Origin of the sequence: Pseudomonas azotoformans (assembly GCF_001579805.1) — a bacterium.
GTDB lineage: Bacteria > Pseudomonadota > Gammaproteobacteria > Pseudomonadales > Pseudomonadaceae > Aquipseudomonas > Aquipseudomonas azotoformans_A.
Genome location: NZ_CP014546.1, coordinates 5,995,013 through 6,019,307, shown reverse-complemented (window position 1 = coordinate 6,019,307; position 24,295 = coordinate 5,995,013). Strand labels below are relative to the sequence as shown.

17 protein-coding genes, 4 tRNA genes and 1 pseudogene are annotated in these 24,295 nt (G+C 60.1%); 19 read left to right on the top strand and 3 right to left on the bottom strand.

The window, feature by feature from the left end; translation table 11 throughout:
* Window positions 1-46 precede the first annotated feature (46 nt).
* Window positions 47-1,243 carry an amino acid aminotransferase gene (locus tag AYR47_RS27615; protein WP_016979489.1) on the bottom strand — a complete coding sequence of 399 codons (1,197 nt, stop codon included), beginning with the start codon at window positions 1,241-1,243 and terminating at the stop codon, window positions 47-49.
* Window positions 1,244-1,586: 343 nt separating this feature from the next.
* Between AYR47_RS27615 and uvrB the strand changes: the two genes are divergently transcribed.
* The 13 genes from uvrB (at window position 1,587) to AYR47_RS27550 (ending at window position 13,551) form a co-directional block, all read left to right on the top strand.
* Complete coding sequence (uvrB, locus tag AYR47_RS27610; protein ID WP_010209048.1) at window positions 1,587-3,602, top strand: excinuclease ABC subunit UvrB; 2,016 nt, start codon at window positions 1,587-1,589, stop codon at window positions 3,600-3,602.
* 81 nt (window positions 3,603-3,683) lie between these two features.
* A complete protein-coding gene (gene gltX / locus AYR47_RS27605; RefSeq protein WP_015884987.1) occupies window positions 3,684-5,165 on the top strand; it encodes a glutamate--tRNA ligase in 1,482 nt (493 codons plus the stop codon).
* 147 nt (window positions 5,166-5,312) lie between these two features.
* Window positions 5,313-5,388 (top strand) — tRNA-Ala (locus AYR47_RS27600).
* Between the two features lie 78 nt (window positions 5,389-5,466).
* Window positions 5,467-5,542: transfer RNA gene (locus tag AYR47_RS27595), tRNA-Glu, on the top strand.
* Window positions 5,543-5,592: 50 nt separating this feature from the next.
* Window positions 5,593-5,668 (top strand) — tRNA-Ala (locus tag AYR47_RS27590).
* 77 nt (window positions 5,669-5,745) lie between these two features.
* A tRNA-Glu gene (locus tag AYR47_RS27585) sits at window positions 5,746-5,821 on the top strand.
* A 182-nt stretch (window positions 5,822-6,003) separates the two neighbouring features.
* The gene (locus AYR47_RS27580) at window positions 6,004-6,543 is read left to right on the top strand and encodes a TetR/AcrR family transcriptional regulator (RefSeq protein ID WP_010209050.1); all 540 of its coding nucleotides are present in this window, start codon (window positions 6,004-6,006) and stop codon (window positions 6,541-6,543) included.
* A 15-nt stretch (window positions 6,544-6,558) separates the two neighbouring features.
* A complete protein-coding gene (locus tag AYR47_RS27575) occupies window positions 6,559-7,392 on the top strand; it encodes an alpha/beta hydrolase (protein ID WP_033901839.1) in 834 nt (277 codons plus the stop codon).
* Between the two features lie 39 nt (window positions 7,393-7,431).
* Window positions 7,432-7,866 (top strand): acyl-CoA thioesterase, encoded by a 435-nt coding sequence (locus AYR47_RS27570; protein WP_033901813.1) that lies wholly within the window; start codon window positions 7,432-7,434, stop codon window positions 7,864-7,866.
* 55 nt (window positions 7,867-7,921) lie between these two features.
* Window positions 7,922-8,899: a tRNA dihydrouridine synthase gene (locus tag AYR47_RS27565; protein ID WP_061449075.1), complete on the top strand. Its 978-nt coding sequence runs from the start codon at window positions 7,922-7,924 to the stop codon at window positions 8,897-8,899.
* Window positions 8,900-9,465: 566 nt separating this feature from the next.
* Window positions 9,466-10,518, top strand: a complete 1,053-nt coding sequence (locus AYR47_RS27560; RefSeq protein WP_061449074.1) for a hypothetical protein — start codon at window positions 9,466-9,468, stop codon at window positions 10,516-10,518.
* An 88-nt stretch (window positions 10,519-10,606) separates the two neighbouring features.
* Window positions 10,607-11,563, top strand: a complete 957-nt coding sequence (locus AYR47_RS27555; protein ID WP_237142512.1) for a hypothetical protein — start codon at window positions 10,607-10,609, stop codon at window positions 11,561-11,563.
* Window positions 11,564-11,628: 65 nt separating this feature from the next.
* Entirely contained in the window at window positions 11,629-13,551 is a 1,923-nt protein-coding gene (locus AYR47_RS27550; RefSeq protein WP_061449072.1) for a hypothetical protein, read from the top strand.
* Here the strand turns inward: AYR47_RS27550 and AYR47_RS27545 are convergent.
* Together AYR47_RS27545 and AYR47_RS27540 are read right to left on the bottom strand one after the other, a co-directional pair.
* Window positions 13,548-16,845: pseudogene (locus tag AYR47_RS27545) on the bottom strand (EAL domain-containing protein). The gene AYR47_RS27550 and the pseudogene AYR47_RS27545 overlap by 4 nt on opposite strands.
* 66 nt (window positions 16,846-16,911) lie before the next feature.
* On the bottom strand, window positions 16,912-17,802 hold the full coding sequence (locus AYR47_RS27540) for a LysR family transcriptional regulator (protein ID WP_038845586.1): 891 nt from the start codon (window positions 17,800-17,802) through the stop codon (window positions 16,912-16,914).
* A 140-nt stretch (window positions 17,803-17,942) separates the two neighbouring features.
* Between AYR47_RS27540 and leuC the strand changes: the two genes are divergently transcribed.
* The 6 genes from leuC (at window position 17,943) to AYR47_RS27510 (ending at window position 24,285) form a co-directional block, all read left to right on the top strand.
* A complete protein-coding gene (leuC, locus tag AYR47_RS27535) occupies window positions 17,943-19,361 on the top strand; it encodes a 3-isopropylmalate dehydratase large subunit (protein WP_061449071.1) in 1,419 nt (472 codons plus the stop codon).
* Between the two features lie 10 nt (window positions 19,362-19,371).
* The gene (gene leuD / locus AYR47_RS27530; RefSeq protein ID WP_061449070.1) at window positions 19,372-20,016 is read left to right on the top strand and encodes a 3-isopropylmalate dehydratase small subunit; all 645 of its coding nucleotides are present in this window, start codon (window positions 19,372-19,374) and stop codon (window positions 20,014-20,016) included.
* A gap of 64 nt (window positions 20,017-20,080) precedes the next feature.
* The gene (locus AYR47_RS27525; RefSeq protein WP_033901803.1) at window positions 20,081-20,845 is read left to right on the top strand and encodes a class I SAM-dependent methyltransferase; all 765 of its coding nucleotides are present in this window, start codon (window positions 20,081-20,083) and stop codon (window positions 20,843-20,845) included.
* Between the two features lie 53 nt (window positions 20,846-20,898).
* Window positions 20,899-21,981, top strand: a complete 1,083-nt coding sequence (gene leuB / locus AYR47_RS27520; RefSeq protein WP_061449069.1) for a 3-isopropylmalate dehydrogenase — start codon at window positions 20,899-20,901, stop codon at window positions 21,979-21,981.
* Between the two features lie 64 nt (window positions 21,982-22,045).
* Window positions 22,046-23,158 (top strand): aspartate-semialdehyde dehydrogenase, encoded by a 1,113-nt coding sequence (gene asd / locus AYR47_RS27515; RefSeq protein ID WP_033901801.1) that lies wholly within the window; start codon window positions 22,046-22,048, stop codon window positions 23,156-23,158.
* Window positions 23,159-23,274: 116 nt separating this feature from the next.
* Window positions 23,275-24,285, top strand: a complete 1,011-nt coding sequence (locus AYR47_RS27510; protein ID WP_033901800.1) for an aspartate-semialdehyde dehydrogenase — start codon at window positions 23,275-23,277, stop codon at window positions 24,283-24,285.
* The last annotated feature ends 10 nt before the right edge of the window (window positions 24,286-24,295 follow it).

Below are 24,295 nucleotides of genomic sequence, written 5' to 3'. Positions count from 1 at the left end.
AAAGGGGAAGCCATCGGCTTCCCCTTCTGGTGCAACAGCTGCAGGTTTACAGCACCTGAACGATTGCCTTTGTGACTGCATCAATGTTCGACTGGTTCAACGCCGCCACACAGATACGGCCAGTGTCGAGGGCGTAGATGCCGAACTCGCTGCGCAAGCGGGTGACTTGCTCAACGGTCAGGCCGGAGTAGGAGAACATCCCACGCTGGCGGCCGACGAAGCTGAAGTCGTGGCCCGGAGCAGCCTTGGCCAGTTCGGCCACCATCTGCTCGCGCATGCCACGGATGCGCAGGCGCATTTCGGCCAGTTCGGCTTCCCACTGGGCGCGCAGTTCAGGGTTGTTCAGTACCGCTGCAACGATCGCCGCGCCGTGGGTTGGCGGGTTGGAGTAGTTGGTGCGGATCACGCGTTTGACCTGGGACAGGATGCGCGCGCTTTCTTCCTTGGAGTCGCCGACGATGGACAGTGCGCCCACCCGTTCGCCGTACAGGGAGAACGACTTGGAGAACGAGCTGGACACAAAGAAGGTCAGGCCCGATTCAGCGAACAGGCGTACGGCGGCGGCGTCTTCGTGGATGCCGTCGCCAAAGCCCTGGTAGGCCATGTCGAGGAACGGCACCAGGTTCTTGGCCTTGATCACGTCCAGCACGTTCTGCCAGTCGGCCGGGCTCAGGTCGACGCCGGTCGGGTTGTGGCAGCAGGCGTGCAGCACCACGATGGACTGCGGCGGCAGGGCGTTGAGGTCTTCGAGCAGGCCGGCACGGTTCACGTCGTGGGTGGCGGCGTCGTAGTAGCGGTAGTTCTGCACCGGGAAACCGGCGGTTTCGAACAGAGCGCGGTGGTTTTCCCAGCTCGGGTCGCTGATAGCGACGACGGCGTTTGGCAGCAGCTGCTTGAGGAAGTCAGCACCCAGCTTCAGCGCGCCAGTGCCGCCTACCGCTTGCACGGTGGTGACGCGGCCAGCGTTCAGCAGTGGCGACTCAGCGCCGAACAGCAGGGTTTGCACGGCCTTGTCGTAGGCCGCGATGCCGTCGATTGGCAAGTAGCCACGTGCGGCGTGTTGCGCCACGCGAATGGCTTCCGCTTCGGCAACGGCACGCAAGAGTGGAATCTTCCCCTCCTCGTTGCAGTAAACGCCCACGCCAAGGTTGACCTTGGTGGTTCGTGTATCGGCGTTGAATGCTTCGTTGAGGCCCAGGATTGGATCGCGTGGTGCCATTTCGACAGCGGAGAACAGGCTCATTTTTGCGGCAGCTCTATGGGGGGTAGGAGGGACGTGTCGCGCTCCAGCCGAATGCACTAGAGCGGTGCACAAACGGGGAGTTAGTATAGAGACCATCACCGCCTGAGGCGACAGCCGAAACGGCTTTTCGGCCAAGTTTTTCGGTTTATTTGCTGACCGTTAGTCTTATTGCAACATTGATCGGTAAAGGCGTGTAGGACGATTGCCTTGAAACCCGTCACATTCGCCACCACTTCTACAGCTATCATGGTTTTTTCCTGCAACCTGCGATGATTATTCGCGGGTTGCTGAGCTATTTCGTCCCTGGCGGTTTTGAGTCTGGGGTGACTTCACGAGGTACGTTATGTCGGATTTCCAGCTCGTCACCCGCTTTGAACCCGCCGGCGATCAACCGGAAGCCATTCGCCAGATGGTCGAAGGCATCGAAGCCGGGCTGGCGCACCAGACCCTGCTCGGGGTGACCGGGTCGGGCAAGACCTTCAGCATCGCCAACGTCATTGCGCAGATCAACCGACCCACCCTGGTGCTGGCGCCGAACAAGACCCTGGCCGCTCAGCTATACGGCGAGTTCAAGGCGTTCTTCCCGAACAACGCGGTGGAGTACTTCGTTTCCTACTACGACTACTACCAGCCCGAAGCCTACGTGCCGTCCTCCGATACCTTTATCGAGAAGGATGCGTCGATCAACGACCACATCGAGCAGATGCGGCTGTCGGCGACCAAGGCCTTGCTGGAGCGCAAGGACGCGATCATCGTCACCACGGTGTCGTGCATCTACGGCCTGGGCAGCCCGGAAACCTATCTGAAGATGGTGCTGCACGTCGATCGCGGCGACAAGCTCGATCAACGCGAGCTGTTGCGCCGCCTGACCAGCCTGCAATACACCCGCAACGACATGGACTTTGCCCGTGCCACCTTCCGCGTGCGCGGCGATGTGATCGACATCTACCCGGCGGAATCCGACCTGGAAGCGATCCGCATCGAGCTGTTCGACGATGAAGTCGAGAGCCTGTCGGCCTTTGACCCGTTGACCGGCGAGGTGATCCGCAAGCTGCCGCGCTTCACCTTCTATCCGAAAAGCCACTACGTGACCCCGCGTGAAACCCTGATGGGCGCCATTGAGGGCATCAAAGTCGAGTTGGCCGAACGCCTGGAGTACCTGCGTTCCAATAACAAGCTGGTGGAAGCCCAGCGCCTGGAGCAGCGCACCCGTTTCGACCTGGAGATGATCCTGGAGCTGGGCTACTGCAACGGCATCGAAAACTACTCGCGCTACCTGTCGGGCCGCGAATCCGGCGCGCCGCCGCCGACGCTTTACGATTACCTGCCGCCTGACGCGCTGCTGGTGATCGACGAGTCCCACGTCAGCGTGCCGCAAGTGGGGGCGATGTATAAGGGCGACCGTTCGCGTAAAGAAACCCTGGTGGAGTACGGTTTCCGCTTGCCGTCGGCCCTGGATAACCGGCCGATGCGCTTTGATGAGTGGGAGGCCATCAGCCCGCAGACTATCTTTGTGTCCGCCACGCCGGGCAACTATGAGGCCGAGCATGCCGGCCGCGTGATCGAGCAACTGGTGCGGCCGACTGGTTTGGTCGACCCGGAAATCGAAATCCGCCCGGCGCTGACCCAGGTCGACGACTTGCTCTCGGAAATCACCAAGCGCGTGGCCCTGGAAGAGCGGGTGCTGGTCACCACGCTGACCAAGCGCATGTCCGAAGACTTGACCGACTACCTGGCCGACCACGGCGTGCGCGTGCGCTACCTGCACTCGGACATCGACACTGTGGAACGCGTGGAGATCATCCGCGATCTGCGCCTGGGCACCTTTGATGTGCTGGTGGGCATCAACCTGCTGCGTGAAGGCCTGGACATGCCGGAAGTGTCGCTGGTGGCGATCCTCGATGCGGACAAAGAGGGCTTTTTGCGCTCTGAACGCTCGTTGATCCAGACCATCGGGCGTGCGGCACGGAACCTCAATGGCCGGGCGATTCTCTACGCGGACCGCATTACCGGTTCCATGGAACGGGCGATTGGTGAGACCCAGCGCCGTCGCGACAAGCAGATTGCGTTCAACCTGGAAAATGGCATCACGCCCAAGGGCGTGTTCAAGGACGTTGCCGACATCATGGAAGGCGCCACCGTGCCGGGCTCGCGCAGCAAGAAGCGCAAAGGCATGGCCAAGGCAGCCGAGGAAAGCGCCAAGTACGAGAACGAATTGCGCTCGCCGAGTGAGATCACCAAGCGCATCCGCCAGTTGGAAGAGAAGATGTACCAATTGGCGCGGGACCTGGAGTTCGAGGCGGCAGCGCAGACGCGGGACGAGATCGGCAAGTTGCGGGAGCGCCTGCTGGCGGTGTGAGGCTGGAGCCCGGGTGCTCCGGGCTGTTACCATTCGCCCCTTGTTTCAATTTTCAGTTTTATCGCCCATTCGAGACCTGCCATGACCACCGTCCGCACGCGCATCGCGCCATCGCCTACTGGGGATCCCCACGTCGGCACTGCTTACATCGCCTTGTTCAACTACTGCTTTGCCAAGCAGCACGGCGGTGAATTCATCCTGCGGATCGAAGACACCGATCAACTGCGTTCCACCCGCGAGTCGGAACAGCAGATTTTCGATGCCCTGCGCTGGTTGGGCATTACCTGGGCCGAAGGCCCGGACGTCGGTGGCCCGCACGGCCCGTATCGCCAGAGCGAGCGCAGCGACATCTACAAGCAGTACACCCAGCAACTGGTCGACATGGGCCATGCCTTCCCGTGCTTCTGCACCGCAGAAGAGCTGGACCAGATGCGCGCCGAGCAACAGGCCCGTGGCGAAACTCCACGCTACGACGGCCGCGCGTTGCTGCTGTCGAAAGAAGAAGTGGCCCAGCGCCTGGCCGCCGGCGAGCCTCACGTGATCCGCATGAAGGTGCCAAGCGAAGGCGTGTGCGTGGTGCCGGACATGCTGCGCGGTGACGTCGAGATCCCGTGGGACCGCATGGACATGCAAGTGCTGATGAAGACCGACGGCCTGCCGACGTACTTCCTGGCCAACGTGGTCGACGACCACCTGATGGGCATCACCCACGTGCTGCGCGGCGAAGAGTGGTTGCCATCGGCGCCGAAACTGATCCTGCTCTACGAGTACTTTGGCTGGGAACAGCCGCAGCTGTGCTACATGCCGCTGCTGCGTAACCCGGACAAGAGCAAGCTGTCCAAGCGCAAGAACCCGACCTCGGTGACCTTCTACGAGCGCATGGGCTTCATGCCGGAAGCGATGCTCAACTACCTGGGCCGCATGGGCTGGTCGATGCCGGACGAGCGCGAGAAGTTCTCGTTGCAGGAAATGGTCGACAATTTTGATCTGTCCCGTGTGTCGCTCGGCGGGCCGATCTTCGACATCGAGAAACTGTCGTGGCTCAACGGCCAGTGGCTGCGTGACCTGCCGGTGGAAGAATTCGCCAGCCGTGTGCAGCAGTGGGCACTGAACCCTGAATACATGATGAAGATCGCGCCGCTGGTGCAGGGCAGGGTGGAGACCTTCAGCCAGGTCGCACCGTTGGCCAGTTTCTTCTTTGCCGGGGGCGTTAATCCGGATCCTAAGCTGTTCGAGTCGAAGAAACTCTCCGGTGACCAGGTTCGCCAGCTGATGCAGTTGATCCTGTGGAAGCTGGAAAGCCTGCGCCAGTGGGAGAAAGATGCGATCACCGCGACGATCCAGGCGGTGGTGGAATCCCTGGAACTGAAATTGCGCGATGCCATGCCGTTGATGTTTGCCGCGATCACCGGGCAGGCCAGTTCGGTGTCGGTGCTGGATGCGATGGAAATCCTCGGCCCGGACTTGACCCGTTTCCGTCTGCGCCAAGCCCTTGATTTGCTTGGTGGTGTGTCGAAGAAAGAAAACAAAGAGTGGGAAAAGCTGCTGGGCGCTATCGCTTAAGCACGCGGTTGAAACGGCGAAACCCCGGTTTTCCGGGGTTTCGACGGTAAGTGATTGTTATCCCGGCAAAAAATTTTGGAAAATGTTGAAAATAAATTTGACACACTTCCAAAGCGCCATTAAGATTCGCCCCGTCCTCACCGATGAGGGGCTATAGCTCAGCTGGGAGAGCGCTTGCATGGCATGCAAGAGGTCAACGGTTCGATCCCGTTTAGCTCCACCAATTTACAGGTTCAAGGTCTGGCCACACCGTCCTTGAATCGATCAGCTCTCAGCACTGATCAGTTGTACAGAAGGTTTTGTCCCCTTCGTCTAGTGGCCTAGGACACCGCCCTTTCACGGCGGTAACAGGGGTTCGAGTCCCCTAGGGGACGCCAGTTTCAACAAGCAGTTCGCAAGGCCTGCTGCGTCGCGAGACGAAAAATCCGGGGCTATAGCTCAGCTGGGAGAGCGCTTGCATGGCATGCAAGAGGTCAACGGTTCGATCCCGTTTAGCTCCACCAATTTACAGTTCCAAGGTTCCGGCCACACCGTCCTTGGATCGATCAGTCTCAGCCTGATCAGTGTACAGAAGGTTTGTGTCCCCTTCGTCTAGTGGCCTAGGACACCGCCCTTTCACGGCGGTAACAGGGGTTCGAGTCCCCTAGGGGACGCCACGATTACCCGCTCTGCGGGATTTTTAAGGGTCATTCAATTATTGAATGGCCCTTTTGTTTGTCTGGCGTTTGGCCAAATCTTTCCTCCATCCCCTTCTTCTCTTCTGACCAGCGGTCACGCTTGTGGCTTGTCAAATATTATTATGGTAATAATATTCAACCCATGAACATCGGAGGCAATGATGAGCGATAAAAAAGCGCAAACCCGCGAGCGCATTCTGCAGGCCGCCAGCGCCGCGTTGATCCAGCGCGGCCCGGCCGAACCGAGTGTGGGTGAAGTCATGGGCGCGGCGGGGCTGACCGTCGGTGGTTTCTACGCGCACTTCGAAAGCAAGGACGCACTGATGCTGGAGGCCTTCACTCAGCTGCTGGCCAAGCGTCGTGCGTCGATTGATGACATGGACGCCCAGTTGACCGGAGAGGAGCGCAGAAGCCTGGTGGCGGCGTTCTACCTGTCGCGCAAGCATCGTGACTCAACCGCCCAGGCCTGCCCGATCCCGGCGACCGTCGGTGAGATGAGCCGCCTGCCGGATGAGTTCCGCCAGGCGCTGAACGAGCATTGCGAGCTGATGGCTGCGCAACTCGCCGCCAGCCCTGAAGACACCGACAAAGCCCTGGCGGACATGGCGCTGATGATCGGTGGCCTGGCCTTGGCCCGCGCCTTGGGGCCGGGTGAGTTGTCTGACCGTGTGCTGCGCGCCGCCAAGTCGGCCGTGCGCTAGAAGAGGGCTGTCATGATGGGCACGTTAACCTGGATTCGTCGCTTCAACGGCACCCTGGGGCACCTGGCGCCGCAAACGGTGGCCAACAAGATGCGCCGCGCCTTCATGACACCCCGCGACCTGCCGCCGCGTGACTGGGAGCTGCCGCTGCTGGCGCAGTCGGAGCGCATCACCTTGCGCTTCGGTCTGTCCGCCTTGCGCTGGGGCCAGGGGCCTGCGGTGTTGTTGATGCACGGTTGGGAAGGGCGGCCCACTCAATTCGCCAGCCTGATCACGGCATTGGTCGACAACGGTTACTCGGTGATTGCCCTCGACGGTCCCGCCCATGGCCGTTCGCCAGGGCGTGAAGCCCATGTGCTGCTGTTCGCCCGTGCCATGCTCGAAGCCGCTGCCGAGTTGCCGCCGCTGCATGCGGTGATCGGTCATTCCATGGGGGGTGCCAGTGCGATGCTGGCGGTGCAGTTGGGCTTGCGCACCGAGGCGTTAGTGAGCATTGCCGCACCGTCACGCTTTCTGGATGTGTTGCGGGGCTTCACCAAAATGGTCGGTTTGCCGGCGCGGGCACGCTCGGCGTTCATCCAGGAAGTCGAGCAGACCTTTGGCATGCCGCTCAAGCATCTGGATGTGGCCCATTACCAGATGAATATCCCTGGCCTGATCGTGCACGCCGAAGACGATACGTTCGTCCCGGTCAAAGCCTCTCAAGCTATTCACGAAGCCTGGTTTGACAGCCGTCTGCTGCGCCTGGAGCAGGGCGGTCACCAGAAAGTGCTGGCCGATCCGCGCGTGATCGACGCTGTGTTGGTGCTGCTGGCCGGTCGTCGTCTACAGGCGCGGCAAACGGCCTGATACACTGCCCCGGTTACGTTAATCGACCGGGAGCAAGGCATGGGCTGGGATTTGGCAACGCCGTTTATCATCGATCTGCAGGTGGCCCCTGAAGATATCGACGGCCTGGGGCACGCCAACAACGCGGTGTATGTGTCCTGGCTGGAGCGCTGCGCCTGGCGTCATTCCCAGCGTTTGGGCCTGGACCTGACCGAATACCGCCGCCTGGACCGCGCCATGGCGGTGGTGCGTCACGAGATTGACTACCTGGCCGCCGGCTATGAAGGCGACGAGCTGCAACTGGCCACCTGGATCGTCGACTGGGACCAGCGCCTGAAGATGACCCGGCGCTTTCAGCTGGTCCGCCCGCGTGATGGTGCGACCCTGCTGCGTGCGCAAACCACCTTTGTCTGCATCGAACTGTCCACCGGCAAGCCCAAGCGCATGCCTGCAGAATTTCTCGACGGTTATGGCCCCGCCCTGACAGGGGGTTAACGGTTGCTGTAGGAAACCCAGTAAACTGCGCCACGATTTTTGTTGAGTGTTTTCCATGCAAATTGCTTTGGCGCCCATGGAGGGGTTGGTCGACAACATCCTGCGGGACGTGCTCACCCGTGTCGGCGGTATTGACTGGTGCGTGACCGAGTTCATCCGCGTCAACGACCGCCTGCTTACCCCCGCGTATTTCCATAAACTCGCCCCGGAACTGCTGCACGGCGCCCATACCGCCGCCGGTGTGCCGCTGCGCGTGCAATTGCTTGGTTCCGACCCGGTGTGCCTGGCGGAAAACGCCGCCTTGGCGTGTGAGCTGGGCTCGCAGGTCATCGACCTGAATTTCGGCTGCCCGGCCAAGACCGTCAACAAGTCCCGTGGCGGGGCAGTGCTGCTCAAGGAGCCGGAGCTGCTCAACCAGATCGTCGAACACGTGCGCCGCGCCGTACCGGCGCACATTCCGGTCACCGCCAAGATGCGCCTGGGTTTCGACAGCCCGGACGGCGCCCTGGTCTGTGCCACGGCCCTGGCCGAAGGCGGCGCGGCACATATCGTGGTGCATGCGCGGACCAAGACTGACGGCTACAAACCGCCCGCTCACTGGGAGTGGATCCCGCGCGTACAAGACGTGGTCAAGGTACCGGTGTTCGCCAATGGTGATATCTGGAGCGTTGAAGACTGGAAGCGCTGCCGAGAAGTCAGTGGTGCCGAAGACATCATGCTGGGCCGTGGCTTGGTTGCGCGTCCAGACCTGGCGCGGCAGATTGCTGCGGCGCGGGCAGGCGAGGAAGTGATCGAGATGACCTGGGCCGAAATGCAACCCATGCTTCAGGATTTCTGGACCCAATCGGTGGCGCAACTGACTGAGCGTCAGGCGCCGGGGCGTTTGAAGCAATGGCTGGCGATGCTCACCCGCAATTACCCTGAGGCGGTGGAGTTGTTTACGCTGATGCGTAGGGAAACCGACCTGGAGCAGGTCGGGCGTTTGCTGGGGATGCCCGGTGAGCGTGAACAGTCGGTCGCGCTGCAAGATTAGGTTTACATATATAAGTGTTTCAACCATTGCGATAGAGGGCACCGAAAGGTGCCTTTTTTTTGTCTGAAAAGTACGTTTGGCGTCATTGTCTACCACCTGGAGTAGGTTTCAGTCGCTGTATTGCTAAAGCGGGTGAAGTGTTATTTCGAGATATATGCAAGTGTCTGTGAGTGTTTGAGTTTGACTGCAACTAAGTTTTAATTTCCTGTTATTTTTTTGGTGTGCAATAAAGTACTTGTGTGCGCGTCAATTAACATAGGTTTCGCTTGTAAGGCGAACGTGTTGTTTTCTTTAAGTTACTTTGCTCAGAGGGTGTTGCCTTAAGTTACCACTCCAGGAAGCGCTTTGGGCTTACGCAGCCTGGGTTTTGCTCGGTTTGTCCATAGGTAAACACCCCTGGCAGTCAATTGGTTTCCTTATATAAGCCGCGTTTTTTCGGAACTCATTGTCGTTACGCCCCACGAATCTTACGAGTTTTTCGAACTCGCCGTTGTTTAACACACCCTGTCAATAGCTGTCTTTCTCCTGCCGCCGCAGGAGTTGGGCAAAGTCATAGGAATAAGAAGATGTCTAATGTCTCGACCCAACAGTTCATGCCGATGAATACAGGTTACGCTCAACTTAATCAGTCCTCTGTGCAGACGGATAAAACACCTGAGTTGTCTCCTTCGATGGACAGTGTAAATAAGTTTCTGAAGGACACTAATCCCGCCTCTAAAGACACTCATGTGCCGATGAATAAGGAGTCGTTGGAAAAGTTGTTTGCCATGTTTGAGTTCGCGGTCAAGGCGATGCGTAGCATGCTCGCCGGTATGGGGGTGCTGCCCAAGTTGCCCGGTGAGGCGGATGCTCAGCCCCAGGTGAACCCAGGCCCGGACGCCAAAGTCGTTGCAGATACGGCGGCGCAGAGCAAGAGAGCGCCTGCAGCGGATATCAAGCCAAAAGTGATGCCAGCTGCTGATAATAAGGTTGCTACGGATGCAGGCGTCCAACCCAAGGTCACAGCCGAAGTCGATACCAAGCCAAAAGTGATGCCCGGTGCCGATACCAAGGTTGCCATGGATACGGGAGTGCAACCCAAGGTCATGCCGCAAGCAGACGCCAAGGCAAAGGTGGAGCCCAATCCAGATACACGCGTCACGCCAGATAGGCCTGCGCAAGTGACTGTCACGCCGGACGGTAAACTCAATGCCAAGCAGGTAACGACTACCCCCACCGACGTTGCACAGCAGCATAAGCTTTCGTCTGATATCAACGTGACTGTGCAGGTGCAGAACTGTCATTGCCCGCATACGGACGAAAAAAACCCGCCACAACCCCGGCTCACCTCGAAAGTCGACGCGCAGCCCACGCCGCCGTCAGTGGTGGCACCAAAGGTCGATGCACAACCCACGCCGCCGTCGGTGGTAACGCCAAAGGTCGATGCACAGCCCACGCCGCAGCCGGCGGTAACGCCAAAGGTCGATGCGCAACCCACACCACCGCCGGTGGTAACGCCCAAGATCGACGCAAAACCCACGCCGGAGATTACATCCCCCGCACCCGATAACTTGGCGGACGACTTCGCCAGGCACTCCCATAGCCGGTTCTCCAGGTCCAGCCTCCGCTCACGCTTCTGAGCCTGCTGCCTTGAAGCGTTAAACACCACTGTAATGATCGTTCCCTGGCCGATGCGGTCAGGGAGCCTCCTCAATGAGGTATGAAGTCATGTTGTCGATCAAACATCTTCCTATTACACGACCCACTATTGATCCTTATGGCGCGTCAGGTTTTTCAGGTAGCGCTTCACTCGATTCTGCCAGCCGAAACAGTTTGCGCACTGCGCCACAGGCCTCACCCGCAGCGTCGCAGCCTAGGAATATCGGGAATACCGCAGACCCCGAGGCCGTGTTGGGTATGCTTAAGGACTTGTTCATGCAGTTCTTCAACCAGTTGCAGGCCATCTTGGATAAAGGCGTACGCCCGCCGGTGCCGAAAAACAACGACGTACCCATTCCGCAACCCCACGTGAAACCCGTTGACGACGCGACGCTGACAGACAAGCGAAACGAACACATTCCCGGGCTCTCCAACAAACGCAAAGGTGAAAAGCCCAACAACATCTGGACTGGTTTTCGCCAGGGAAGTAATGGTAATTGCGTAACGATTTCCGCCATCAAGGCGGCGATGGCGAAGTTTGGTCAAAGCCCAAAGGATATTTATAAGTCTGTGGAGGCCAATGAGCAGGGTTATAAAGTTGTAATGCGTGACGGGTTTGAATTGACGCTGAGCAAGGCCGAGTTGCAGGCGGCTATTCGCGGTTCCAACTTTGTGGGCATGAGTGATCCAGAAATGCTCAAGGATGCCCACTTCCTGTTTGCCTGTTCCGCCAAGCGTGCGCAGATGGAGAACAACGACGGATGGGCGAGCAGAAGTTTCAATGCGGCGATCACGACGCTCAATAATGGAGAAGACGAAGACAGGAACAAGCCTGGCGAAGGCTTCCTGAGGCTAGGGTTGAAGGACCACATGAAGAGGGTCAAGGTGAGTGAATTCGCTGACCCGTCTTTGATCGGTATGGTCAATAGGCGCGGACATTCAGTTGCCGTCGTGGAGGGTTGCGAGGAGTTATACGGGCGCAAAGGCAATCGACCCAGGGATGGACAGGCCGTTGCGTTGATCTGATCACCTCGCCTGATCCGAGCTTCCGGGCTTGAACTCTCCCACTGTTTCAGAAAAGAGTGAACGATATGAGTACGTTTGCAATTGGAGCTTTCGCGCGCTCAAATCCCCTTGCGCAGCAGTTATCAAGCCACCCTGAAGCGTCTCGCATTCCAGCTTTTGATGTGCCGGAGAGGGGCTTTGGCGAGCATTTCAACGCGAGTTCACACAGCGCCGTCATCAAGTTGATGATGCTCAAGTTCGGCCCAAGCCCTGGCGATATGTTCACCAATGTACGGAGCAACGGTGAGGCTTACGCCGTGACCATGAAAGATGGTTATTGGCTGCATCTATCCCAACAGGAACTGCAACAGGCAGCGTCTGCATCGCGTTTTACCGGCAGTGATGATGTGTTGGACAGTGCCCATTTTGCGCTGGCAGTGTTCATCAAGCGTAAACAACTCGAGCGCGGCAGTACGCCGGATCTACCCGATTTTCAGTCGATGCTGACGGAGTCTCTGCAAGGTGAAACGACCTTTAACATGCTCAAAGGTATGGGGTTATCCCGTCATCTTCAGCATGTAGCCACCGCAACGGTTGTGGCTGAGGGCGGGGAAGGCGTAGCAGACAGCTATGACGCAGGTTCATCCCTGATTTATGCCGGCAAGGCGCATCAATTTGGCGGGGAGCGCTCACCGGATCGAGCCTACCTGTATACGTTGATGAGCGATAACGCACCGAAGCCTCCCATGGTCCCGGCCCCCGTTGCGCCTATCGTCGTACCCAAGGTTGACCCGGCCACCTCGAAGGACCTACCCGAGGCCGCTGGGGTGATGCAGGGCTTCATTGAGGGCCCACGAAAATTCGGCGAAGTCTTTGACCTCAGCAGCCATGCCGCGGTCATCAAGCTGATGATGCTCAGGTTTGGCCCGTCGCCCTCCGATATGTTTGAGCGTGTCGAGGCGACCGCTACGGGGTACAGCGTCACTATGAAAGACGGGTTTGAAGTGACGCTGTCAAAGCAGGAGTTGCAGCGCACTGGCGCAGCGTCAAGGTTTTCCGGGCCAGATGTGCAAAAGGTCGCCGATGCCAATTTCATGCTGGCGGCCTTTGCCAAGCGCAAACAGGTTGAAGGCAATGCTGAGTTTGATGCCGTGCTCTCGAGCACTTTGTGCGGAGAGCACCTTTACAACGTCTTGAAGGGCATGGGGCTGACTGGCTTTTTGCGAGTTGTGCCGCCGGACAAACTACGAGAACCCCGCAGCGTCGGCGTCACCCCTACCTTCAACTATTCAGGCGCGCTTGTCGTGGATGGCATCAAGCATAGCAACGGTGAACAAGCGTCAGTCACCAAGGACTATGGCTACCAGCTTGCCGAAGACGTCCCGGTCGACCCCCACGGTAAGCCTGCGCAGTTGTCGACGGTGCCTGTGGGGGTCAAGCCCGCGGATATCTGGAGCGGTTTCTATCAAGGTGTGGAGGGTAACTGTGTCACGGTGTCCGCAATCAAGGCCGCGATGATGAAGTATGGACAAAACCCTCTGGGGATCTTCAAGCGTGTCACTGAAACGCCAGAAGGTTTCAGCATCGCCATGCGTGATGGTTGCACGGTGCGCCTCACTCATGCCGAGCTGAGCCAGGCACGAGAGGCTGCCAACTTCCATGGAACGGATAAAGGCCTGATTGAGGATGCGGTGTTCCTGTATGGCGCAAGTGCCAAGCGTGCCCAACTGGAGAACCATGAGTTTCGCGCCGGCGCTGGCTTCAATGCCGCCCTCAAAACGTTGAATGATGGGGAAGTCCCGGGCGATGCGTTACGACGCCTTGGCTTGTATGCATTCACTCGCGCAAGCAGCGTGGAGGAACTGGCGTCAGGCGTGCCAGGCACCCTGGCGAACTTCGGGCATTCCGTTGTCGTGGTAAACGGTGCCCTTGATGCTTATGGAGACAAGCGTGACTTGAACGGTTCGCACTGGATGCGAGAGGACGGTCACGCCTTGACGCTGGTTTAACCCCGCCCATCTCCCGCGAGCAAGCGTTCCCTGAATCCGATCATGGGCAGCGGTCGGCTGTGCAAATACCCTTGGTACAAATGGCAGCCCAGGCCCTGCAGGAAGGCCAGTTGGTCCTGGGTTTCCACGCCTTCGGCAATCACCTCCAGGTTCAGGCTGCGGGCCATGGCGACAATAGCGCGGATGATCTCGGCGTCGTTGGGGTCATGGGTGGCGTCACGCACGAAGGATTGGTCAATCTTCAGCGCGTCCACCGGTAGGCGCTTGAGGTAGGTCAGTGATGAATAGCCGGTGCCGAAGTCATCCATCGCAAAGCTCACGCCGAGTTTTTTCAGGCGGCGCATTTTACTGATGGTGTCGTCCAGATTCTGGATCACGATGCCTTCGGTGATTTCCAGTTTCAACAGGCTGAATGGCAGTTCGTGCTGCTTGAGGCTGCGCTCCACCCGCTCCACGAAGTCGTTCTGGCGAAACTGCCGAGGACTGATGTTCACGCACAGGCTGAAATTCAGTGGGTCGACCAGGCCTTCCGCGATCAACTGTTGGAAGGCGGCGCAGGCTTCATCGAGGATCCAGGTGCCGACTTCAAGGATCAGGCCGCTGTCCTCCAGCACCTTGATGAATTCGGAGGGCGATTGCGCCCCCAGTTGCGGATGCTGCCAGCGCACCAAGGCCTCGGCGCCGACGATCCGGTTGCCCCGCGCATCCACCTGCGGTTGGTAATGCACGCTGAACTCGCCGCGCGACAGGGCCAGGCGCAGGTCGGTCTCCATACGCAGCCGTTCGCTGGCGGTTTTTTGCATGCTGTTGTGGAACATCTGCGTGGTGTTACGCCCTGAGTCTTTGGCGCGGTAAAGGGCGATATCGGCACGCTTGAGCAAGTCCGCCGGCGTGGAGCCGTGATCGGGAATCAACGCCACGCCAATGCTCGGCGTGACCTGTAAGCGATGGCCATCCAGAAACATCGGCTCCGACAGCAACTCGCGCAAGGTGTCGGCCAGTTCCTGGACCTGGCGGCTGACTTCCGTGCGCGTGCCATCCAGGCCGCTGAGCAGCACCACGAACTCATCGCCACCCAGGCGCGCCACGGTGTCTTCCATGCGCACGCTGGCTTCCAGGCGGGCGGTGACGATCTTCAGCACGGTGTCGCCCACCGGATGGCCGAGGGAATCGTTGATGTGCTTGAAGTGGTCAAGGTCGAGGAACAGTAGCGCGCCGCGCAGGTTATGCCGTTTGAGCAAGGCGATCTGCTGGCTCAGGCGGTCCATCAACAGGGCGCGGTTGGGCAGGTTGGTCAGCGGGTCGTGATAGGCCAGGTGACGGATCTGCGCCTGGGCGTTTTTCAGCAGGCTCACGTCCCGTGCGGTCAGCAGCAGGCACGGGGTTTCGTTGAGGGTGATGGGTTCAACCGAGACTTCTACCGCCAGTAACTCGCCGCGTTTGTTGTGCCAGAGCATTTCCAGGTGATGGATACGACCCTTGATCTGCAATTCGGCCAGCAGCGCGGCACGCTGGTTCTCGTCGGCCCAGATGCCGATCTGGTAGAGGGTCAGGCCCAATGGCTTCCTCGGCGCGATAGCCGGTCAGGCGACAGAAACCATCGTTGACCTCCACATAGCGGCCGGTGTCGCGCTCAGTGATGGAAATCGCATCGGGGCTGGAGTGGAAGGCCTTGGCGAATTTCTCTTCGCTGGCCTTGAGCGCGGCTTCCGAGCGCTGTTGCTGAGTGATGTCGCGCAAGGTGGTGACGATACATGGCTGATCGCCCACTTTAATCAGCCTGCTGGAAATCACACAGGTCAGCGCCTGGCCATTTTTGTGATGCACCACAATTGCCACATTACTCAGCGCCTGCTCGCGGATCACCCTCTCGATCCGTTGCAGGCGCTTGCTGGATTCGTCCCACAGGCCAATCTGCTCGGCACTCTTGTCGATCACTTCGGCGGCCGTCCAGCCAAAGGTCTGGGTAAACGCGGGGTTGATCTCGATAAACGCGCCGCTGTCCAGGCAGGTGACGCAGATCGGGTCGGGGCTGGCCTGGAACAGGCTGGCGAATTTTTCTTCGGAGGCGGTCAGGCGTTGTTCGCGTTCGACCTGGTCGGTGATGTCGAGCAAGGTGCCTGCCATGCGCAGCGGTGCGCCGTGCTCGTCGCGGTACAGGCGCGCACGACTTTCGAGGTAGCGCGAGCTGCCGTCCTCCATGGGCACGCGATACGTCAGTTGATAGTTGCCCGCCGGGCCTTCGCGCAGGGTGCGGTAGGCGTTGCGCATGCTCTCGCGCTCGTCATCGGGCATGCCTTCGAAGAACGCATCGAACGACTCATGGAAGGGTTCCGGCGGCAGGCCGTGCAATTGGGCGGCGCGGGCCGAGCCATAAAGCATGCCGGTGGGGATGTGCCAGTCCCAGGTGCCCAGTTGCGCCGAGTCCAGGGCCAGGTCGAGGCGTTCCTGGCTGTCCTTGAGGGCTTGTTCGGCGTTTTTGCGCTCGGTGGTGTCCAGAAAGGTACTGATCAGGTAGGCCTCGCCTTCCAGCTCGACCTTCTGCGCGCTGAGGGTGCCGTCGTGGATCTGGCCGTTGCTCGCGCAAAACTGCACTTCCATGGTGATCGGCTCGCCCTTGCGCTGGGTGGCTTTGACCAACTGCGCGCGTTGCTCCGGGTGACGCCACAGGCCGAGGTCCAGGGTGGTGCGACCGATGGCGTCGGTGAGCGGCCAGCCGAACAGCATTTCGAAATACTGGTTGGCTTCGCTGATCAGCCCGTCGGCCTGGCGGGTCAGCAGGACCATGTTCGGACACAGGTGGAACAGCGTGGCGAAGCGTTTTTCGGAGTGGCTGAGGGCGGTTTCGCGGTCGCGCTGGTGGGTGATCTCGCGGATCACTCCGATCATACGGCGCCGTCCCGCCTTGTCCGGCGCTAGGCTGCCGTTGATTTCCAGCCAATGCAGGCTGCCATCCGGCCATTGGATACGGTGATGCATGGCCTGTTCGAACGGCTCGCCCGCCAGCACCGCATGGAACGCCCGCACCACGCGGGCGCTGTCTTCAGGAGCCAGCAGGTCGAGGTAGTCCAGGTCCTTGGGCAGTGGCTGGCGTGGGTCAAAGCCAAACAACGCCTGGGTGCCCCGTGACCAACTGATGCGGCCGGTGTCGATTTCCCAGCACCATGCCCCCAGCCGCGCAGCATTGAGCGCTGCCAGCAATTGCGGGGCGCTGTCCCAGCTTTGTTCCGCCGCTTGAGGGTCAAGGGCGTAGATGCGGGGCAGGGGTGGCACGGAATCGACGGGGTTGCGCATTATCAAAGGGCCTTGGCTCAATGGGCGTTCGGCGCGGTTTTATTCAAGCCTTGAGGCCGCACAGCTTCATGCCGGTATCCCTGGCAGATCGACCTGTGCATCCAATAGGCTCATGAAAGCCCGCGCAGCGTTCGACAGCGTCCTTTCGGTGTGCACGATATAGCCTAGCTGGCGACTGAGCTGTATGCCCGGCAAAGCGATACTTGCCACCTGATCATCAAGCATGGTGCGTGGCAACACGCTCCAGGCCAGGCCGATCGACACCATCATCTTGATGGTTTCCAGATAGTTAGTGCTCATCGCGATGTTTGGCGTGAGGCCCTGGGCCTCGAACAATCGGCTGACAATATGGTGGGTAAAGGTGTTGCCGCCGGGGAAAACGGCGGGGTGGCCGGCAATATCGGCCAGGCTGATGCTGCCGTTGCTGATCAGGCTGTGCTCCGGCGCGACCACAAAGTCCAGCGGGTCATCCCAGACCGGGGTGGCACGTACCAGGTTGTGAGGATCGGGCGCCAGGGTGATCACTGCCACTTCGGCACGGCCATGGAGGATTTCTTCGTAGGCCACTTCCGAATCGAGGAACTGAATATCCAGCGCCACATTCGGGTATTCCCGGGTAAACGTGCGCAACACCGGCGGCAAGCGATGCAGGCCGATGTGGTGACTAGTGGCCAGGGTCAGGCGGCCGCTGACTTCGCCAGTCAGGTTGGTCAGGGCGCGGCGGGTGTCGTCCAGCACGTTGAGGATCTGATAAGCGCGCGGCAGCAAGGCCCGTCCAGCCTCGGTCAAGCCGACTTCGCGACCCAGGCGATCGAACAGGCGCACCTTCAATTGTTGCTCCAGGCCAGCAATGCGCTTGCTGATGGCCGGTTGGGTCAGGTGCAGCCGTTCACCGGCGCCGGAGAAGCTGCCGGTCTCGGCGATGGCAATAAAGGCGTTGAGGTTGGCCAGGTCCATTGTGGTATTCCAGTTGGTAATCCAAAGCATAAAAAATATGAATTTGAGTTATTTAATGTAGCGCCATACCATCAGCCTCACAAGCCAAAGGGTTATTGAAAAGCCCGGCATAGAGAAACACCGCTGATGAGGACCGACTGATGGCCGGCAAAACGCTTTACGACAAGCTTTGGGATTCCCATGAAGTGAAACGGCGCGACGATGGCTCGTCGCTGATCTATATCGACCGTCACATCATCCATGAAGTGACCTCGCCCCAAGCGTTCGAAGGCCTGCGTCTGGCCGGGCGCAAGCCTTGGCGCGTCGACTCCATCATCGCCACGCCTGACCACAACGTGCCGACCACGCCGGAGCGCAAGGGCGGCATCGACGCAATCGTCGACACCGTTTCCCGCTTGCAGGTACAGACCCTCGACGACTACTGCGACGAATATGGCATTACCGAATTCAAGATGAATGACGTACGTCAAGGCATCGTGCATGTGATCGGCCCGGAGCAGGGCGCGACCTTGCCGGGCATGACCGTGGTCTGCGGTGACTCCCACACGTCGACCCACGGTGCTTTTGGCGCCCTGGCCCATGGCATCGGCACTTCCGAGGTGGAACATGTGTTCGCCACCCAGTGCCTGGTCGCCAAGAAGATGAAGAATATGTTGGTTCGCGTTGAGGGCAAATTGCCGTTCGGCGTGACCGCTAAAGACATCGTCCTCGCCGTGATCGGCAAGATCGGCACCGCCGGCGGTAACGGCCATGCCATCGAGTTCGCCGGCAGCGCCATTCGCGACCTGTCCATTGAAGGCCGCATGACCATCTGCAACATGTCCATCGAAGCCGGTGCCCGTGTGGGCATGGTGGCGGCGGACGAAAAGACCGTTGAGTACGTCAAGGGTCGTCCTTTCGCTCCGGCAGGCGCGGATTGGGATGCGGCGGTAGAAGCCTGGAAAGACCTGGTCTCCGATGCCGATGCGGTGTTTGACACCGTGGTTGAACTCGACGCTGCCCAGATCAAGCCACAAGTCAGCTGGGGCACTTCGCCGGAAATGGTCTTGGCCGTTGACCAGAATGTGCCGGACCCGGCCAAAGAGGCCGATCTGGTCAAGCGCGGTTCCATCGAGCGCGCCTTGAAGTACATGGGTTTGCAGGCCAACCAGGCGATCACCGACATTCAGTTGGACCGCGTGTTCATCGGTTCCTGCACCAACTCGCGGATCGAAGACCTGCGGGCCGCGGCGGTGATCGCCAAGGGCCGCAAAGTGGCGTCGACCATCAAGCAAGCCATCGTGGTGCCAGGCTCCGGTCTGGTTAAAGCCCAGGCTGAAGCCGAAGGCCTCGACAAGATCTTCCTCGAAGCCGGTTTTGAATGGCGTGAGCCAGGCTGCTCGATGTGCCTGGCGATGAACCCGGACCGTTTGGAATCGGGCGAGCATTGCGCGTCTACGTCCAACCGTAACTTCGAAGGGCGTCAGGGCGCCGGTGGGCGTACCCACCTGGTCAGCCCGGCCATGGCCGCTGCGGCGGCCGTCAACGGTCGTTTTATCGACGTTCGCGAATTGATCTGAGGAATACCCGATGCGTGCTTTTACCCAACACACTGGCCTTGTCGCCCCTTTGGATCGCGCCAACGTCGACACCGACCAGATCATCCCCAAGCAGTTCTTGAAGTCGATCAAGCGCACCGGTTTCGGCCCGAACCTGTTCGACGAGTGGCGCTACCTGGACGTGGGCTACGCCTACCAGGACAACTCCAAGCGCCCGCTGAACAAGGACTTCGTGCTCAATGCCGAACGTTACCAAGGCGCCAGCGTATTGCTGGCCCGTGAGAACTTCGGTTGCGGCTCCAGCCGTGAGCACGCACCGTGGGCCCTGGAAGAGTATGGCTTTCGCAGCATCATCGCGCCGAGCTATGCCGACATCTTCTTCAACAACAGCTTCAAGAACGGCCTGTTGCCGATCATCTTGACCGACGCAGAAGTCGACGAGCTGTTCAAGCACGTGGAAGCTGAAGAGGGCTACCAACTGACCGTTGACCTGGCCGCGCAAACCGTGACCCGTCCGGATGGCAAGGTGTATCACTTTGAAGTGGATGCGTTCCGTAAGCACTGCCTGATCAACGGCCTGGACGACATCGGCCTGACCTTGCAGGACGGCGATGCGATTGCCGCGTTTGAAGCCAAGCACCGGGCGAGCCAGCCGTGGTTGTTTCGCGATGCCTGATTTGATGTAAGCAGGACTGGCCCCTTCGCGAGCACACACAACACAAGTCCCAAGGAAAAGCACCATGACCAGCACCGCCCACACCCAAGTCGTGCAAAAACAATTCGGCGAGCAAGCCTCGGCCTACCTGAGCAGTGCCGTGCACGCCCAAGGCACCGAATTCGCGCTGCTGCAGGCCGAACTGGCCGGGCAGGGCAATGCGCGACTGTTGGATTTGGGCTGCGGTGCCGGTCATGTCAGCTTTCATGTAGCGCCGCTGGCTAAAGAAGTGGTCGCCTACGACCTGTCCCAGCAGATGCTCGACGTGGTTGCCGCTGCGGCGACAGATCGCGGTTTGGACAACATCCGCACCGTCCACGGCGCCGCCGAACGCCTGCCGTTCGCCGATGGCGAGTTCGACTTCGTGTTCAGCCGTTATTCGGCCCACCACTGGAGCGACCTCGGCCTGGCCCTGCGCGAAGTGCGCCGCGTACTCAAACCGGGCGGTGTGGCGGCGTTCGTCGACGTCTTGTCACCGGGCAGCCCGCTGTTGGACACTTACCTGCAAACCGTCGAAGTGCTGCGTGACACCAGCCACGTGCGTGATTATTCCGCCGCCGAATGGATGCAGCAGCTCAGCGAGTCCGGTTTGCATGTGCGCACCAGCAGTCGCCAGCGTCTGCGCCTGGAATACACCTCGTGGGTCGAGCGCATGCGCACGCCAGAGGTTCTGCGCGCAGCCATCCTTGAGTTGCAGAAGGCGATGGGCCAGGAAGTGCGCGATTATTACGAAATTCAGGCCGACGGCACCTTCAGCACCGACGTGCTGGTGGTCTTTGCCGAACGCTGATTGATTTTTCCCGACCTGCCCATGGGCGGGTCGCTTGATGAAATGAGGAACGCATGAGCAAGCAGATTCTGATTCTCCCTGGCGACGGTATTGGTCCGGAAATCATGGCCGAAGCGGTCAAGGTGCTGGAACTCGCCAACAGCAAGTACAGCCTGGGCTTTGAGCTGAGCCACGACGTGATCGGCGGCGCGGCCATCGACAAGCACGGCGTGCCGCTGGCCGATGAAACCCTGGACCGCGCCCGCGCGGCCGACGCCGTACTGCTCGGCGCGGTGGGCGGCCCGAAATGGGACAAGATCGAACGTGATATCCGCCCTGAGCGTGGCCTGCTGAAGATCCGTGCGCAACTGGGCCTGTTCGGCAACCTGCGCCCGGCGATCCTCTACCCGCAACTGGCTGACGCGTCGAGCCTCAAGCCGGAAGTGGTCGCGGGCCTGGATATCCTCATCGTGCGCGAGTTGACCGGCGGTATCTACTTCGGCTCGCCACGTGGCGTGCGTGAGCTGGAAAATGGCGAGCGCCAGGCCTACGACACCCTGCCGTACAGCGAGAGCGAAATCCGCCGTATCGCCCGTGTCGGTTTCGACATGGCCCGCGTGCGTGGCAAGAAGGTCTGCTCGGTGGACAAGGCCAACGTGCTGGCCTCCAGCCAGTTGTGGCGTGAAATCGTCGAAGAAGTGGCCAAGGACTACCCGGACGTTGAGCTGAGCCACATGTACGTCGATAACACCGCCATGCAGCTGGTGCGTGCACCCAAGCAGTTTGACGTGATCGTCACCGACAACCTGTTCGGCGACATCCTGTCCGACCAGGCGTCGATGCTCACCGGTTCCATCGGCATGCTGCCGTCGGCCTCCCTGGATACCAACAACAAGGGCATGTACGAGCCGTGCCACGGTTCGGCGCCGGACATCGCGGGCCAGGGCATTGCCAACCCGTTGGCGACGATTTTGTCGGTCTCGATGATGCTGCGTTACAGCTTCAACCTGGCGGACGCGGCGGACGCGATCGAGAAGGCCGTGAGCCTGGTGCTGGACCAGGGCTTGCGCACTGGCGACATCTGGTCGCAGGGTTGCACCAAGGTCGGTACGCAAGAAATGGGCGACGCAGTAGTCGCCGCGCTGCGGAGTCTGTAATCTCTCGGGCCCCCTTGCAGAAGTTTGCTGCAGGCGGCCCACTTTTTAACAAGGTGTAGTTGCGATGAAACGTGTAGGTCTGATCGGTTGGCGCGGTATGGTCGGTTCCGTGCTCATGCAGCGGATGCTGGAAGAGCAGGATTTCGATCTTATTGAGCCGGTGTTTTTCACCACTTCGAATGTCGGTGGCCAGGGGCCGTCCGTGGGCAAGGATATTGCCCCGCTCAAGGACGCCTACAACATTGAAGAGCTGAAAACCCTCGACGTGATTCTGACCTGTCAGGGTGGCGACTACACCAGCGAAGTCTTCCCCAAGCTGCGTGAAGCCGGCTGGCAGGGTTACTGGATCGACGCCGCGTCGAGCCTGCGCATGCAGGACGATGCCGTGATCATCCTCGACCCGGTGAACCGCAAGGTCATCGACCAGCAGCTGGACGCGGGCACCAAGAACTATGTCGGCGGCAACTGCACCGTCAGCCTGATGCTGATGGGCTTGGGTGGCCTGTTCGAGGCTGGCCTGGTCGAGTGGATGAGCGCCATGACCTATCAGGCGGCTTCCGGTGCCGGCGCGCAGAACATGCGTGAACTGATCAAGCAAATGGGCGCGACCCACGCCGCCGTTGCCGATCAACTGGCCGACCCGGCCAGCGCGATCCTCGACATCGACCGCCGTGTGGCTGAAGCCATGCGCAGCGAGGCCTACCCGACCGAGAACTTCGGTGTGCCATTGGCCGGCAGCCTGATCCCGTGGATCGACAAGGAACTGCCGAACGGCCAGAGCCGTGAAGAGTGGAAGGCCCAGGCCGAGACCAACAAGATCCTCGGCCGCTTCAAGAGCCCGATCCCGGTGGACGGCATCTGCGTGCGTATCGGCGCGATGCGCTGCCACAGCCAGGCGCTGACCATCAAGCTGAACAAAGACGTACCGATCAGCGATATCGAAGCCTTGATCAGCCAGCACAACCCGTGGGTCAAGCTGGTGCCGAACAACCGCGACATCAGCATGCAGGAGCTGAGCCCGACCAAGGTCACCGGCACTCTGAATGTGCCGGTGGGCCGTCTGCGCAAGCTGAACATGGGCACCCAGTACCTGGGCGCGTTCACCGTTGGCGACCAACTGCTGTGGGGCGCGGCCGAACCGCTGCGCCGCATGCTGCGGATCTTGCTGGAGCGTTGATCGCTTGAAGCAATGAAGAAACCCGCGCTCTGGTGACAGGCGCGGGTTTTTTATTGGCCTCACCCCCAGCCACCCGGTAAAGTGCCGCTCCCCCCGCAATGCCCGAGGCAGCCCCCATGACCCAGACCTTTGAAATCGCCGTGATCGGCGCTACCGGCACCGTTGGCGAAACCCTGGTGCAGATCCTCGAAGAGTTGAACTTCCCGGTGGGCACCCTGTATTTGCTGGCGGGCAACAACTCGGCGGGTGCCTCGGTGCCGTTTCGTGGCAAAAACGTGCGGGTCAAGGAGGTCGATGAATTCGACTTCAATAAGGCGCAACTCGCGTTCTTCGCGGCGGGGCCGGCGGTGACCTTGAGTTTCGCCCCGCGCGCTACGGCGGCGGGTTGCGCGGTGATTGACTTGTCTGGCGCCTTGCCCGCCGAGCAGGCGCCGCAAGTGGTGCCGGAAGCCAATGCCCATGTGCTTGATGGCTTGAAAAAACCGTTCCAGCTCGGCAGTCCAAGCCCCTCTGCGACCAACCTGGCGGTCGTCCTCGCACCTTTGCGCAGCCTGTTGGATATCCAGCGCGTGAGCGTTACCGCCAACCTGGCGATGTCGTCCCAGGGGCGTGAAGCCGTCAGTGAATTGGCCCGACAAACCGCTGAGTTGCTGAACATGCGCCCGCTGGAACCGAAACTGTTTGATCGGCAGGTTGCCTTCAACCTGCTGGCACAAGTCGGTACGCCAGACGCCCAAGGTCATACAGCCCTGGAGAAGCGCCTCGTACACGAACTGCGCGCAGTGCTGGAATTACCTTTGCTAAAGATTTCCGCAACCTGCGTTCAAGCCCCGGTGTTTTTTGGCGATAGCCTGACAGTGTCGCTGCAACTGGGGGCACCGGTCGATCTCGCCGCTGTGAACCGTTTGCTCGACACAGCGCCAGGAATAGAGCGGGTTGAGGAGGGTGACTACCCTACAGCCGTGGGCGACGCGGTCGGTCAGGATGTGGTCTATGTAGGGCGGGTTCGCGCAGGTGTGGATGACCCGGCGGAACTAAATCTGTGGCTGACGTCAGATAACGTACGCAAAGGCGCCGCACTGAATGCCGTGCAGCTGGCGCAGTTGTTGATAAAAGGCCTTGCGTAAAAGATACTTG